Annotated in this window: 14 protein-coding genes; 11 read left to right on the top strand and 3 right to left on the bottom strand. The window is 51.1% G+C overall.

Translation table 11 applies throughout. The features are described from left to right. Positions 1-7 precede the first annotated feature (7 nt). From HMPREF9442_RS14265 to HMPREF9442_RS14220, 10 genes are all read left to right on the top strand, one after another. A complete protein-coding gene (locus tag HMPREF9442_RS14265) occupies positions 8-628 on the top strand; it encodes a 3'-5' exonuclease (protein WP_008629971.1) in 621 nt (206 codons plus the stop codon). Between the two features lie 19 nt (positions 629-647). Continuing rightward, the gene (locus tag HMPREF9442_RS14260; protein WP_040603214.1) at positions 648-1,832 is read left to right on the top strand and encodes a class I SAM-dependent rRNA methyltransferase; all 1,185 of its coding nucleotides are present in this window, start codon (positions 648-650) and stop codon (positions 1,830-1,832) included. Between the two features lie 299 nt (positions 1,833-2,131). Then, complete coding sequence (locus HMPREF9442_RS14255; protein WP_040603212.1) at positions 2,132-3,283, top strand: hypothetical protein; 1,152 nt, start codon at positions 2,132-2,134, stop codon at positions 3,281-3,283. Positions 3,284-3,741: 458 nt separating this feature from the next. After that, a complete protein-coding gene (locus tag HMPREF9442_RS14250; RefSeq protein WP_008629966.1) occupies positions 3,742-5,013 on the top strand; it encodes a nucleoside permease in 1,272 nt (423 codons plus the stop codon). Beyond that, positions 5,013-5,579 carry a bifunctional nuclease family protein gene (locus tag HMPREF9442_RS14245; RefSeq protein ID WP_008629965.1) on the top strand — a complete coding sequence of 189 codons (567 nt, stop codon included), beginning with the start codon at positions 5,013-5,015 and terminating at the stop codon, positions 5,577-5,579. The genes HMPREF9442_RS14250 and HMPREF9442_RS14245 overlap by 1 nt, the downstream gene beginning before the upstream one ends. A 5-nt stretch (positions 5,580-5,584) precedes the next feature. Continuing rightward, positions 5,585-6,340: a 16S rRNA (uracil(1498)-N(3))-methyltransferase gene (locus HMPREF9442_RS14240; protein WP_436197883.1), complete on the top strand. Its 756-nt coding sequence runs from the start codon at positions 5,585-5,587 to the stop codon at positions 6,338-6,340. Positions 6,341-6,373: 33 nt separating this feature from the next. Next, complete coding sequence (locus HMPREF9442_RS14235; RefSeq protein ID WP_008629963.1) at positions 6,374-7,834, top strand: DUF4836 family protein; 1,461 nt, start codon at positions 6,374-6,376, stop codon at positions 7,832-7,834. Next, the gene (locus HMPREF9442_RS14230) at positions 7,834-8,478 is read left to right on the top strand and encodes an ATP-binding cassette domain-containing protein (protein WP_008629962.1); all 645 of its coding nucleotides are present in this window, start codon (positions 7,834-7,836) and stop codon (positions 8,476-8,478) included. The genes HMPREF9442_RS14235 and HMPREF9442_RS14230 overlap by 1 nt, the downstream gene beginning before the upstream one ends. Then, complete coding sequence (locus HMPREF9442_RS14225) at positions 8,475-9,674, top strand: hypothetical protein (protein WP_008629961.1); 1,200 nt, start codon at positions 8,475-8,477, stop codon at positions 9,672-9,674. The genes HMPREF9442_RS14230 and HMPREF9442_RS14225 overlap by 4 nt, the downstream gene beginning before the upstream one ends. A gap of 5 nt (positions 9,675-9,679) precedes the next feature. Next, on the top strand, positions 9,680-11,224 hold the full coding sequence (locus tag HMPREF9442_RS14220; protein WP_008629960.1) for a RapZ C-terminal domain-containing protein: 1,545 nt from the start codon (positions 9,680-9,682) through the stop codon (positions 11,222-11,224). Between the two features lie 60 nt (positions 11,225-11,284). Here HMPREF9442_RS14220 and HMPREF9442_RS14215 read toward each other — a convergent pair whose 3' ends face one another. From HMPREF9442_RS14215 to HMPREF9442_RS14205, 3 genes are all read right to left on the bottom strand, one after another. Then, the gene (locus HMPREF9442_RS14215) at positions 11,285-12,145 is read right to left on the bottom strand and encodes an AraC family transcriptional regulator (protein ID WP_008629959.1); all 861 of its coding nucleotides are present in this window, start codon (positions 12,143-12,145) and stop codon (positions 11,285-11,287) included. A gap of 134 nt (positions 12,146-12,279) precedes the next feature. After that, the gene (trxA, locus tag HMPREF9442_RS14210; protein ID WP_008629957.1) at positions 12,280-12,753 is read right to left on the bottom strand and encodes a thioredoxin; all 474 of its coding nucleotides are present in this window, start codon (positions 12,751-12,753) and stop codon (positions 12,280-12,282) included. A gap of 147 nt (positions 12,754-12,900) precedes the next feature. Next, the gene (locus tag HMPREF9442_RS14205) at positions 12,901-13,116 is read right to left on the bottom strand and encodes a hypothetical protein (protein ID WP_008629934.1); all 216 of its coding nucleotides are present in this window, start codon (positions 13,114-13,116) and stop codon (positions 12,901-12,903) included. Between the two features lie 476 nt (positions 13,117-13,592). Between HMPREF9442_RS14205 and HMPREF9442_RS14200 the strand changes: the two genes are divergently transcribed. Then, entirely contained in the window at positions 13,593-14,348 is a 756-nt protein-coding gene (locus tag HMPREF9442_RS14200) for a nucleotidyltransferase family protein (RefSeq protein ID WP_008629930.1), read from the top strand. Positions 14,349-14,399 lie beyond the last annotated feature (51 nt).

Below are 14,399 nucleotides of genomic sequence, written 5' to 3'. Positions count from 1 at the left end.
AAATAAGATGAAAACACTGTATAGTAAGTTTGACAAGAAACTTATAGCGGCTTTGCCGCGTGCCCTGTTCGAGGGGCGTATTTTTGTGATTCAGACGGAGGCGGAAGCGTCTCGGGCGGTAGATTATTTGTTGGCTTCGGCCGTTTTGGGGGTGGATACCGAAACACGCCCTTCCTTCCGTAAGGGATGTGTGAACAAAGTGGCTTTGTTACAGGTTTCTACCGATGATACATGTTTCCTGTTTCGACTGAATTATATCGGAGTGACCGATAGTGTGAAACGTTTGTTACAGGACGAAAATGTCTTGAAAGTAGGTTTGTCGTTGCGCGACGACTTTGCCTCGCTCCACAAGCGTGGCGAGTTCGAGCCTCGGGCCTTCCTGGATTTGCAGGATTATGTCCGTGCTTTTGGTATCGAGGACATGAGCCTGCAGAAGCTGTATGCCAATATCTTCGGGCAGAAGATCAGTAAAGGGCAGCGTCTCACCAACTGGGAGGCGGACGTGCTGACCGAGGGGCAGAAACTGTATGCGGCTACCGATGCTTGGGCATGTATACGGTTGTACCGGGAACTGGAAGCCTTAAGGGAAAACAAAGACTATAAACTTGCCGTGGTGCAGGAATCATAAATAAATGAGGATAAAGACTATGTATAAGAACTTATATTTGAAAAAAGGGAAAGAAGAAAGTCTGGAGCGTTTCCATCCCTGGATTTTTTCCGGAGCCATCCATCATATAAAGGGAGAACCTGAAGAAGGGGAGGTGGTACGCGTGTTGACATCCGAGGGCGATTTTATAGCCGTGGGGCATTGGCAAATCGGTTCCATTGCCGTCAGGGTGCTGGATTTCGAGGACAAGGCGGTGGACGGTGCTTATTGGGAAGACCGCCTGCGGGTGGCTTACGGCCTGCGGTGCGCCATCGGAGTGGCCGGACATGAAAACGGAAATGACACCTACCGGTTGGTGCATGGCGAAGGGGATTGCCTGCCCGGCTTGGTGGTGGATGTGTATGGAAAGACAGCCGTCATGCAGGCCCATAGTGTGGGCATGCACGTGGCGCGTCACGAAATAGCGCGGGCACTTGTGGCCGTGACGGGAGGAACAGTGGAAAACGTGTATTATAAGAGCGAAACCACCCTGCCTTTCAAGGCGGAACTGGGGCAGGAAAACGGTTTTATCGTGGGCGGAAGCACGGAAAACGTAGCGGTGGAGAATGGCTTGAAGTTTCATATAGATTGGTTGAAAGGCCAGAAAACGGGATTTTTCGTGGACCAACGCGACAATCGTTCGCTGTTGGAGCATTATGCCCGCGGGCGTGCCGTGCTGAACATGTTCTGTTATACCGGGGGATTCAGCGTGTACGCCATGCGCGGCGGGGCCACGTTGGTGCATTCCGTGGACAGTTCGGCCAAGGCGATAGACCTGACCCGCGCCAACGTGGAACTGAACTTTCCGGGCGATGCCCGCCATGAGGCGTATGCCGAAGACGCTTTCAAGTATTTGGATGCGATGGGAGACCAGTATGATTTGATTATTCTCGACCCTCCGGCTTTTGCCAAACATAAGGATGCGCTTCGGCAGGCTCTGAAGGGTTATGCGCGTTTGAACGCCAAGGCTTTCAGTAAAATCAAGCCGGGCGGCATCCTGTTCACGTTCAGTTGTTCGCAGGTGGTAAGCAAGGACCATTTCCGCACCGCTGTTTTTACCGCTGCCGCGCAGAGCGGACGCCGCGTGCGTATTCTCCACCAGTTGCATCAACCGGCCGACCATCCCGTCAATATCTACCATCCTGAAGGGGAATATTTGAAGGGTTTGGTGCTCTATGTAGAGTGATGAAAACGCCATAATTTGTGAAATAAGGTTAAATACAAGAGGTTTTTTAGCAAAACACTTGCAACATATGTGGGAAACCCATACCTTTGTACTGTGTTTTTCATGGTATTAGATTTAAGGTTAATGAAAGATTGGTTGTCGAGATGACAACCTTCTTTTTTTTAAGGGGGTGCATCCGTGGGGATGTGCCCCCTTTTCAATGAGAGGCAGGCTGTCGGCACGGTGCAAAAGAAAGTAGTCCGATTCTTTGCTTGCAGCCGGGATTTTCCGTAAGTTTGTCCCGTTAAATATTGGATATCATGAGAAAGACTTGTATGTTGGCGCTTTTGTCGGCTTTGTTTTACGGGTGCAAGGAAACGAACCCTAACTTCCGGCTTACACCGGATTCGGTGGCCGATGTCGAGGTGTCTGTAGTGGACGTGGATACCTTGTGGTTGGACACGGTGCCCACTTCTTATATGATTGAGTCGGGCGTATGCGACGATTACCTCTACGTGGTGGACAAGAAACTTTGTGTGGTGTACCGTTACGAGTCCACGGGACGGTTGCGTGACAAGAAGTTGGGGAAAGGGCATGCCCGTAATGAGACGGAAGCGGGAGATGTCTATGGATGCTGCATGCTCGACGGTGGAGGAATCCTGCTCAATAATTCGAGCGGATGGTATTATGTCTATGACAAGGATTTCCTTTTCAAAGATCGGTTCTTTATTTCCTACAACGGACGCAAGGACAAGGATAAGGTGGACGAGACGGCCTTTTCCGACCCCGTGTATTACGTCCACGGGTCGGACATGCACTTCCGTTCCCTTGGTGATAAGATATATAGCACGGTGCATGAATTATGGGGGTATAATTATTTGGAAGACACGGAGCTTTATCTTGATAAAGCGGCTCACATACGGGAAGTGGACTTGGGCAAACATGGTTTCGGTCGGTTGTTGGCATTCGGGTATCCTGAGAGTTATTATGACAAGCCCCTCACCAAAACGCTTTTTTCCCAACTGGCTTTCGATATTGCGGACAATGGGGATTTTTACGTGTCCTTCGAGGCCGATTCTTTAGTGTACCGTTACGACCATGATTATAACCAGTTGGCCTGTTTCGGCTTTGCCGGACGGGACATGGATTTGAACTACCTTCGTTGGGACAGTTATGACCAACCCTGGAAGGAAAGGTGGGCCGAACGTATGTCGAGGGGCTTTTATAATGCTGTGGAATATGTGGACGAGACGGGGTTGTTGTTTCGTTCTTACCGGAAAGGCGGCGGTTCGGTTACAGACGGGTTGCAGGTTTACCGCGATGGGGTATTGGTAGGTGATGTAGACGTACCCTTGGGATTCCGGATGGCCGGTTATGTGGAGCCTTATTATTATTCCTATGTGGTGCCCGACGAGGAGGGGGAGCGGCTGTATATGTTCCGTTTCAAATGGCCTTCCGCACCGGAAGAATAAGTTCCGTGCCCTTGCCCGGTGCTTTTCGCTCTTCTTTTTTTACATGAATCATTCTGCTGAGAATGGAAAATCAATCTCAGCAGAATGAAAAATCGTTTGGCTGAGAACGGAAAATCGTTTGGCGCAGATTGATTTTATGGGTTGTGGAGGATGCCGGAGAGCATTCTTTTATTGTTTGTTTACGATTCATTTTGAATAAGTTGCCGGTAAAATTCATCTAAAATCCTTGTGCATTTCTTGGGTTTTATTTATATTTACATCCAATGGTATGCAATGTGCCGTCTGTGACGGAAGACGGCAACCACGTGGTGCTGCGTTGCAGGTTGGAGTAATCTGCGGTTTGGGATTTTTTAATGGATATTTGTGTCGCTTTTTTGTCCGTACCGGCATGGAAACGGATTTTTTTGTGTAAGTTTGCATATCATAATAGACTGTGGAATACATAAAACGTGAGAGCTATGAGATTAAAGATGCGCTTGACGGTGATGAACTTCCTGGAATACGCCGTGTGGGGGGCTTATCTGACCTCTATGGGAAGTTATTTGGTGAAAATCGGTATGGCCGAGAACATCGGTTGGTTTTATTCGGTCCAGGGCATCGTGTCTTTGTTCATGCCCGCGCTGATAGGTATTATTGCAGACCGTTGGATGCAGGGGCAAAAGGTGTTGAGCCTCTGCCATTTTCTGGCGGGCGTTTTCATGTTGGGGGCTTCGCTTTATGGGTTTGAAGCCGGTGCGGAAGCCTCGTTTTCCACCTTGTTCACCCTTTATTCGCTGAGCGTGGCTTTCTTCATGCCCACCATAGCATTGGCCAATTCCGTGGCTTATTCCGCCTTGGAGGGGGCCGGTCTGGACACGGTGAAAGATTTCCCTCCGATACGTGTGTTCGGTACGGTCGGTTTCATTTGTTCCATGTGGGCGGTCGATTTGGGCGGCATGCAGGAGAATGCGGGACAGTTCGCCTTTTCCGGTGTCCTGAGCATGTTGTTGGCCGCTTACGCTTTGACGCTTCCGGCATGCCCGGTAAGCCATGCGGCGGAACGCAAGAGCGTGGTGGAAGCCTTAGGGCTTCGTGCCTTCACGCTGTTCCGTCAAAAGCGTATGGCTTTGTTTTTCATCTTTTCCATGTGTCTGGGCATCTGTTTGCAGATCACCAATGGTTTTGCCAGTCCTTTCATCTTCTCTTTCGGGGGCATTCCCGAATATGCGGACACGTTCGGGGTACAGCATGCCAATATCCTGATTTCCATATCGCAAATCAGTGAGACGTTTTGCATTTTGTTGATACCGTTCTTTTTGGGCCGTTTCGGCATCAAGCGGGTGATGCTCATAGCGATGTTGGCGTGGGTGTTCCGTTTCGGATTCTTTGCGTTGGGCAATCCTGGGCCGGGCGTGTGGTTGTTCGTCCTGTCCATGTTGGTTTACGGGGTGGCTTTCGACTTTTTCAATGTGTCGGGTTCCTTGTTTGTCGACAAGGAGACGGACATCAGCATACGCAGCAGTGCGCAGGGGTTGTTCATGATGATGACCAACGGTTTGGGCGCTACCATAGGGACGTTGTCGGCTCAGGCCGTCATCAACCGTTTTGTGTACGCTTTGCCGGAAACGGCCTCCGGACAAGAGGTCATAGCCGGGTGGAACACCTGTTGGTATATATTTGCAGCCTACGCTTTGGTTGTGGCTGTCTTGTTTGCCATATTTTTTAAGTATAAACATGTAGTTAAAGATTGATGAGTAAGATGAACGAGGCGGTAAAAGAACTGAAAGTGCTGACCGTGTCCAAATGTACGGAAGACGGTGCCGCATACATGGCCGTTCTGAAAGAAAAGGACGGTGAACGTATTTTGCCGGTCCTGATAGAGAGGAGCGAGGCTTTCCTCTTGTTGATGAAGATGAAGGGGAATAAAAAGAATACTTTGCCCTCTTCCATGGCCGACATTATGCGGACAGCTTTCACGCAATGCAATATGGACATAGAAGAAGTGCGCATTGCCGCCGTGGAGGGAGGCGTAACCTACTGTCACGTCCTTTACCGCGAAGGGAGCGTTTTTCACATGATTCGTTATTGCAAGGCATCCGATTGCCTGATTCTGGCCTATACATTCGATTGCCCGATAACCATTGGCGAAGCGTTATTGGAGCACCAGTACATGCGCGAAATAGGAGAGGGGATGTATTCCATTCCGGTAAATTCGGTGAGCGTGGAGGCATTGAAGGAGGCATTGAAAAGGGCTGTGGAAGACGAAAACTATGAATTGGCCTCGCAGTTGCGTGACGAAATAGAACGAAGGAAATGAAGGAAATCCGTTTTTTTTATGCGCCGGACGTCGCGGTGGATGACGAATTGCCGGCAGATGAGGCTGCACATTGCTTGCGGGTCTTGCGCTTGCAGGCGGGAGATGAGATTCGCCTGACCGACGGGAAAGGAATGTTTTATAAAGCCGAGATTACAACGGCCACCGGAAAACGATGCCTCTTTAAGGTCTTGGAAGCCGTTCCGCATCCCAAGGAGTGGAGCGGGCACCTGCATCTGGCCTTGGCTCCTACCAAGAATATGGACCGGATAGAGTGGTTGGCGGAGAAGGCCACCGAAATCGGCTTCGACGAGCTGACGTTCTTGGATTGCCGTTACTCGGAGCGCAAGGTGGTCAAGACGGAGCGCATAGACAAGATTTTGGTGTCGGCCATGAAGCAGAGCCATAAGGCTCGTAAGCCGCTGTTGAACGGGATGGAGGATTTCAAGCGTTTTGTGGATCGTCCGTTCGCCGGGCAGAAGTTCATCGCGCATTGTTATGACGAAGCCGATGTGGCCGGTGTGGCCAAGGCATCCGAAGACAAGGCCATGGACGGCGGAAAGCCTTTTCTGTTGGACGAATTGGATACCGGACAAGACGCTTTGGTGTTGGTAGGGCCTGAAGGGGATTTCAGCATCAACGAAGTGCGGTTGGCGCAGGCCCACGGTTTCCGTTCCGTAAGTTTGGGCCGGAGCCGCCTGCGTACGGAGACGGCGGGGTTGGTGGCCGTCCATCTGATGCACATCCGTCACGCCTGCGTATAAAAGGTTGCAAGATTAACACAATACAGAGATAGGATGAAAAAGAAATGGATATGGGGCGTGGCCGTGGTGTTGGCTTTGGCCCTTTCAATAGGGCTTTACAAGTTTCTTACGGCAGACGATTACCGCCGTACCTTGCCATCGCGTCCCTTGGCTTTGGCAGCCGTAGACTGGGTGCGCTTGTCGGAAGAAAACGACATGGGCATGCAGGATTGGAAGAAACTGTTGCCGGAAGGGTTGGAACCCGGACAGACCGGAATCGACTGGTCGAAGAAAATGTATGCCTTTGTTTCTTCCAAAGAATACGTTGGCTTGTTGGCTGCTGTCAGAGACGAGGCGGACTTACGGTGTTTGTTGGACGAGGCCGCAAAGAAAGGCCGGTGCACGCCTGTGGAAGACTACCGGGGCTACTCTTGGACGGTATGGGACGGCAGTTGGATGGTGGGTTTCGGTGGCGGTGCGTTGCTTATGATGGGGCCGGGCCTGAAAGCCGACATGGATGCGTTGCGCTATGACATGTTGGCTTGTTTCAGGCAGAAAGAGGCGGAAAGCGGGATGTCTTCGCCCCTCTTTGCTGAGTTGGACCGTAAGGACGCTTCTTTCCGCGTCGTGTCGCGGTTGGACGTGTTGCCCAACTTCCGTGGTGTGGGATTTTTGGAGGGCTTGCCCGAGCATGCGAACCTGGGCGATGTGTATCTCTGTGCCGGTTTGAATCTCTCTTCGCACGGGGTGACCGTGGAAGCAGAAATCAGTTCGAGGAACAGCGACATCAACAAGTATTATGAGCGTTTGGCTTTCTTGGGCAAACCGTTGGACGGCGAATTTGCCGGACGGGTGCCGGAGGATGCTTTGGCGTGGGCTTGCGTGAATGTGGACGGTGGTTCTTTGTTGGAGATGCTGCGGCAGAATCCCGTGGCGCGCACCTTCCTGATTGGATTGAACTTGGGCGTGGATGCAGACTTGATGATCCGCAGCATCAAGGGGGACGTGGCTGTTACCGTTCCGGCTTCCGCCTTGCAGAATCCCGGTAATGTCCTCGTGACGGCCCATCTGGCGGAGAAAGACTTTTTGAAAGAAGCCGCATATTGGAAGGAAAGTGCTGCGCGGAGCGGCGCATGGACTTTCCGGGATTTCGGGAACGACCGTTTTTATTGGGCTGCCAATGGCGTACAGGCCTATTTCGGGGTAGAAGGGGAGACGCTCTACGTCACGCCCGAAGAGGAAATGACAGGTTGGGTAAGCGGCCCGGAAACAAAGACCCTTTCGGAATGGAACAGCCGGATAAAGGACAGCCGTTTCTTCTTGTGGGTGAATTTGGAACAGGTCAAACGTGCCCCGATGGTGGATGCGTTGTGGCAGGAAAGCGGCGTGGACGGAGGCCGGAAAATGTTGGATTTGTTCGATGCGATAGTGTTGCGCTCATCCGATGCCTGCCGTCTGACATTGGAGCTGCATACGCGTGGGAATCGGAATCTATTGAAGGATTTATTGAAATAATGGACAAGATAGAATTGAAGAATGCATTGCCGGAGGTGTTTGCCTTACGGGATGACATCCGGAGCGAGATTTGGCATCAAGAAGTGACGTTCGAGCGGGGGCATTTGTATTTGGTCGAGGCAGGTTCCGGCACCGGCAAATCATCCCTTTGCAGTTATATCATCGGTTATCGTAACGACTATCGGGGTATCATCAGCTTTGACGGGAAGAACATCCGTAATTATAAGGTGAAGGATTGGGTGGAGCTACGGAAACGTTCGTTGAGTCATTTGTTTCAGGAACTCCGTTTGTTTCCCGAGTTGACAGCTTACGAGAACGTGGCGATTAAAAACAACTTGACGGGATTCAAGAAGAAAAAACAGATAGAAGCTTGGTTCGACGCGTTGGGCATCGGTGACAAGTTGCATGTCCCGATAAGCCGCATGAGTTTCGGTCAACAGCAGCGTGTAGCCATGATCCGGGCTTTGGTGCAGCCGTTCGACTTCTTGTTGGCCGACGAACCGATAAGCCATCTGGACGAGGAGAACGGCAGGACGATGGGAGAAATCATGATGGAGGAAGCCCGCTCGCAGGGAGCGGGTGTCATCGTGACCAGTATCGGTAAGCATATCGCATTAGACTACGAAAAGACATTCAGGTTATGAGTTTGGTTTGGAAATTATTGCGTCGGCACGTCAGCGTGCCTCAGTTTGCCGGGTTCTTCTTTGCCAATTTGTTGGGTATGCTCATTGTCTTGTTGAGTGTACAATTTTATTATGACGTCCTGCCTGTTTTCACGCAGGGCGACAGTTTCATCAAGAAAGATTATCTGATTGTCTCCAAGCGGATCAGCATGGTCAGTTCCTTCAGTGGCCGGAGTAATGCGTTTTCTGCGGCGGACATCGATGAAATCAAGGCACAGAAGTTTTGCAAGAGCGTGGGGGCTTTCACTTCAAGCCGATATAAGGTGAGTGCGAGCATGGGCGTGGAAGGCATGGCATATATGAGCACGGAGATGTTCTTTGAATCCGTGCCCGACCGTTTCGTGGACGCAGACCTGAAAGACTGGCACTTCGCGGAGGGCGATCCCGTGGTGCCCATCATTTTGCCGCGTAGTTACCTGACGATTTACAATTTCGGCTTTGCCCAAAGCCGTTCGCTGCCCAAGCTTTCGGAAGGAGTGGTCAGCATGTTGGACTTGAACGTGCGTTTGCGGGGCAATGGCCGGGAGGACATGATGAAAGGACGGGTCATTGGTTTCAGTAACCGGCTGAACACTATCTTGGTACCCGAGAGTTTCATGAAGTGGAGCAACAGGCTATATGCCCCGGACGGGGATGCCGGACCCACACGGCTTATCGTCGAAGTGTACAACCCGGCAGACGATGCCATCGCGCGTTTCTTGCAGCAAAAGGGATATGATACGGAAGAAGACAAGTTGGATGCCGGAAAGACCACTTATTTCCTGAAAATCGTGTCGGGTGTGGTGATGAGCGTAGGGCTGCTCATCAGCGTCTTGTCATTCTACATCCTGATGCTGAGCATTTATCTGTTGGTGCAGAAGAATACGACGAAGTTGGAGAACCTGCTGCTCATAGGTTACAGCCCTTGGCGGGTCGGTCTGCCTTATCAGAGCCTGACGGTAGGAATGAACGTGCTGGTATTGTTGTTGGCCATCGGCCTGCTGACGTGGCTTCGCGGTTATTATCTGGATATGATCCTATTGTTGTTCCCCCAGATGGAGGAGGCAAGCCTTTGGCCCGCGTGCGCCTTGGGTGTGGTGCTCTGCGTGGCGGTCAGCGTGTTGAACGTATGCGCCATACAGCGTAAGGTGATGGCCATTTGGAAACATAAAGACTGAGAGACATGGAAGAGTTGTTGCGATTATACGAAGACTGGCGGGGCTGTGCGCCGCAAAGTGTGGAACAGTTGCCCGGAGCCGGAAGCAACCGTACGTATTACCGGTTCTGGGATGCCGAAGGGGATTCCCTGATAGGCGTGGTGGGCACGTCACGGGAGGAGAACGAGGCTTTCATTTATTTGGCCGGGCATTTCGGGCAGAAACGGTTGCCTATACCCCGGGTTGTGGCCGTTTCGACGAGCCGTTTGTGCTATTTGCAGGCCGATTTGGGGCATCGTAGCCTGTTCGACGCGCTGTCGGACGGCCGCGAAAAAGGCGGACGTTATGCTCCTGAAGAGAAGGAACTGTTGCGGCGGACGATAGCGGAACTGCCACGCATCCAGTTTGTCGGGGCAGAAGGCTTGGATTTCGGACGGTGTTACCCGATGGCTTCCATGGACAGGACGGCTGTTTTCTTCGATTTGAACTATTTTAAATATTGCTTCCTGAAGACTACGGGACTGGACTTTAACGAGGTGAAGTTGGAAGAGGCGTTTTCGGAGATGGCCAAGGATTTGGTGGGAGACCCGGATAAGCACGCGTTCCAATACCGTGATTTCCAGGCGCGTAACGTCATGTTGGACAGGGACGGGCAGCTCCGTTTCATCGACTTCCAAGGCGGGCGGCGCGGGCCGGTGGAGTATGACGTGGCCAGTTTCCTGTGGCAGGCTTCGGCGCATTACGCCCCGGAGCTGCGCCACGAGCTGATGGCGACGTACCTCGATGCGGCACGGCTGTACACGGACGTGGACGAAGGACGGTTCCGTGAACGCATGCGGTTGTTCGTCCTGTTCCGCACGTTGCAGGTGTTGGGGGCATACGGTTTCCGGGGGTATTTCGAGAGGAAGAAGCATTTCTTGGACAGCATAGCCCCGGCCATACGGAACTTGCGAGAGTGGCTTTCGGAGGGTAAGTGTCCTTATCCTTATTTATATGACGTGTTGAGCCGGATGGTGGAATTGCCCGCTTTCCAGACAGAAGTTCCCGCACAGCCGGACGAACCGTGCGGAAAGGACGCAGGAATGGAGCGTGTAGCCGATAGGCTCCGTGCGGACATCGGGCCGGCTTCGGTTTCCCGGTACGATGGTCGGGGGCCGTTGGTCGTGCGCGTGTTCAGTTTCTCCTATAAGAAGGGGATTCCCGAAGACACCAGCGGGAACGGAGGCGGTTATGTGTTCGATTGCCGCAGTACGCACAATCCCGGAAGGTATGAACCGTACAAAGCCCTGACGGGCTTGGACGAACCCGTTATCCGTTTTTTGGAAGAGGACGGAGAGATTCTGACGTTCTTGGACAGCGTCTACAAATTGGCGGATGCCCATGTGGCGCGTTACCTCCGGCGCGGTTTTACCGACCTGATGTTTGCTTTCGGATGTACGGGCGGCCGTCACCGCAGCGTCTATTCCGCCCAACATCTGGCCGAGCATCTGCATGCGAAGTTCGGCATAGAAGTACGGATATGTCATCGCGAGCAAAATATCACACAAGCGCTGCCTGCCGTCAAGGGGTAAGTCGGGCGTAGGGTTTTATATTTCGTAGGTATAGATAAAATTAGACAGAAGGACAGGCCTTCAAGCCAAGCCTGTCGGACGGTCATCCTCCTTTTTCTCTTCTCTTCGGAAGTCGGAGATGCTTTTCCTGTTCATTTTCTTGAAAAAACGGCTGAACGTGGCCAAATCTTCAAATCCAAGTATCTCACTGATTTCCTTGGCGCTCTTCGAGGTATAGAGCAACAGCCGGCGTGCCTCGGCATCGATGCGTTCGTGGATGATGTGCAACGGTGAATCTAGCCCGTAGAGCGAGAAGAGGTTGGAAAGGGTCTTGGGAGAGCGGTAGAGCATTTCCGCATAGTCCTGCACCTGTTTCTTTTCTTTGAAATGGTTATCCACGAGCACGTAAAACTGACGGATGATGTCGAAGCCGTTTTCCCTGCCTTTGCCGGTTTCCAACCGTAGGCGTGCCATACGGGTGCATACGATGATGAGCCGTTTGAGCAGCAGGCGGAGCATTTCCTCTTGCAGGTTGTCGGCCACGGCGCATTCTTCGGCCAACGTGTCGGTGATATGGGACAGGCGTTCCGTCTCCGTAGCGTCCAATGAGAGGTGCAGGATGTTTGATGAACCGTGGAACAGGAAGCCGTGGCAGGAGGATTCGCCCCCGTGACCGTAAATGCAGTAGAAATTGCTGTTGAAAAGCACTGAAAGATAGTGCCCTTCTGCGCGGAGCATGTCCACATGGTGCAGGGGAGAGAGGGTGACAAGCTCGCCTTTTCGCAGGTGCATGACCACGTGGTCCACTTCGATGTCCAGTTTTCCGTCCCTCACCCAAATGAACTTATAGAACCCCTTTCCGCCTTGCAACGCCCTGTCCTCGTGCAGGCGCGTCGTCAGGGCGAAAAAACCGTCCATGCGTGTGTTGAATTTGAAGTCCATGTTTTCGGTTTTGCGTTAGATGGGTAAATATAGTCCAAATTGCCGGAATAGGAAAGGGATGGGAGTAATTTCTTTTCCCATCCCTTTGTTTCCATGCCGTTCGTTTATAGTCGGACGGATGTGTGCGCGTGGCATTAGGGTTTCGCTTTGAGAAGCGTCTCTTCTATCATCCTCTTCAGTTCCGTTTTGGGCATGGCGCCTTGTGTGACGATCGGCTTGCTGTCTTTCGGAATCCACAACAGGGTGGGGATGCTGCGTATGCCGAATGTGGCAGCTAGTTCCTCTTCCTTGTCCACGTCTACTTTGTAGATGTAGATTTTGCCGTCGTATTCCTTAGCCAACTCTTCCAACACCGGTGCAAGGGCCTTGCACGGGCCGCACCACGTGGCGTAGAAATCCACAAGGCACGGTTTGTCACCTTCATATTTCCAATCGTTAGGGTTGGTCTCATAGTTATATACCTTGTTTAAGAACTCTGTTTTGGTTAAATGAACGATTTCCATATTTGCTCCTTTCTTGTTTTGTTTTTTACTTTCTTTGTTGTTGGCGCATGCGTTGAGACCTAAGGCCAGGCACAGCGCGGCGATAATGGGCTTTATCAGTTTCATAATTCTACGTTTTGTGAATACTTTTATTGAACATTGCAAATATCCGATAAAAATCCGGATAATCGCATGGCAATTCTGCCGGAAAAGTTGGCAAAATATCCCGTTTGGGATTTTTGGCTTATTTTTCCGCTTTTGTATATTCTTTTGCTACATCTTGCCCGTCAATATCTCCTTGCGCAAGAATCCGTAAACGTAAACGGGACTTTGGAAATAAAGACCGGACCTTGTGTCCTTTAGTTTGGCGTAGGTTTCGGATTGGTATAGAGCGTCTAACGTTCCGTGCAGTGACATTTTCTGTTCGTCCACTAACATGACGACTAAGTCACGTGCCATACATTCTTTCATATATTCAATCTCGCTCATATTTTTTCTAAAAGGTCTATGGCACGTTGCATGCCGAAAAAGTATAGGAAAGTGATGCCTTTCATGAAAGCCAATTTTTTGAGAAAGGTGCCGAAATCTATGTTGTTCCGTGATACAAAATCATACTAAAGCCCCTCCGTGGCGTTGGCAAAGGGTGGTCAGACCTTCGATGATGTCATCGAAGCTTTGTGTGTGTGTGCCACGTCGTACTGGCTTTCCAAGAAGTCGATGGCTTTATAATGATTCAGGAGCGGTAGGCTTGCTCTTCTTCCAACTGATGTCGCTTGGCAAATTCGTGGATGGCGATAACGATATATTCGGCTATGTCTTTCAACTTTGCATCCATAGTGTATCGTTTTTACAAAAATACGGATTATTCCGTGGAACGCCAATGTTTTTATTCTTTTTTTGTTCGGAAGGATAAAACGTGTGAAATGTGATGTCTTGAATGAGATTATATCAGTATATTTGCAAATATGAAAGCCATGATTTTTGCAGCGGGGTTGGGAACCCGCCTGAAGCCTTTGACGGACACGATGCCGAAAGCACTTGTCCCGGTGGGAGGAAAACCTTTGTTGGAGATATTGATTCGTAAACTGGTGGCTTCCGGATTTACGGAGATTGTGATTAATGTGCACCATTTTGCCGACCAGATTATCCGGTTTGTGGAGGAACATGACGCTTTCGGTGCGGATGTCCGTTTCAGCGACGAGAGAGGGGAACTTCTGGAAACAGGAGGAGGTATAAAGAAGGCCATACCTCTTTTATTGGAGGACGGTGTTGCGGAACGCCCGTTTCTGGTACACAACGTGGATATATTGAGCAATGTGGATTTGCAGGATTTTTATCGGCACGGGGCAGGAGCGGCGGCTTTATTGCTGGTGAGCGAACGGCAGACGCAACGTTATCTGTTGTTCGATGAGGAAAACCGTCTGGCGGGGTGGACGAACGTCAAAACCGGAGAGGTGAAGTCGCCTTACAAGGGGCTGGACGTGGAGGCTTGCCGGAAGTATGCTTTTGCCGGTGTGCATCTGTTTTCTCCGCGGTTGTTCCCTTATTTCGATGCGTGGCCGGACAAGTTTTCCGTGATTGACTTTTATCTTTCGGTGTGCGACCGGGAGCCGATTTATGCTTATCCTTCTCCCGGGCTTAAAATACTGGACGTGGGGAAACAAGATGCTCTGGAGAAGGCGGAGGATTTCTTAACGGGAGAGTGTTGTCAGTCTCGATAATTTGTTGTACTTTTGCGGGGTGAAGTTACGAAAAGAGTGTAATTTATTGGA

Origin of the sequence: Paraprevotella xylaniphila YIT 11841 (assembly GCF_000205165.1) — a bacterium.
GTDB classification, from domain to species: Bacteria; Bacteroidota; Bacteroidia; order Bacteroidales; family Bacteroidaceae; genus Paraprevotella; species Paraprevotella xylaniphila.
This window is presented reverse-complemented; position numbering and strand designations above follow the sequence as displayed.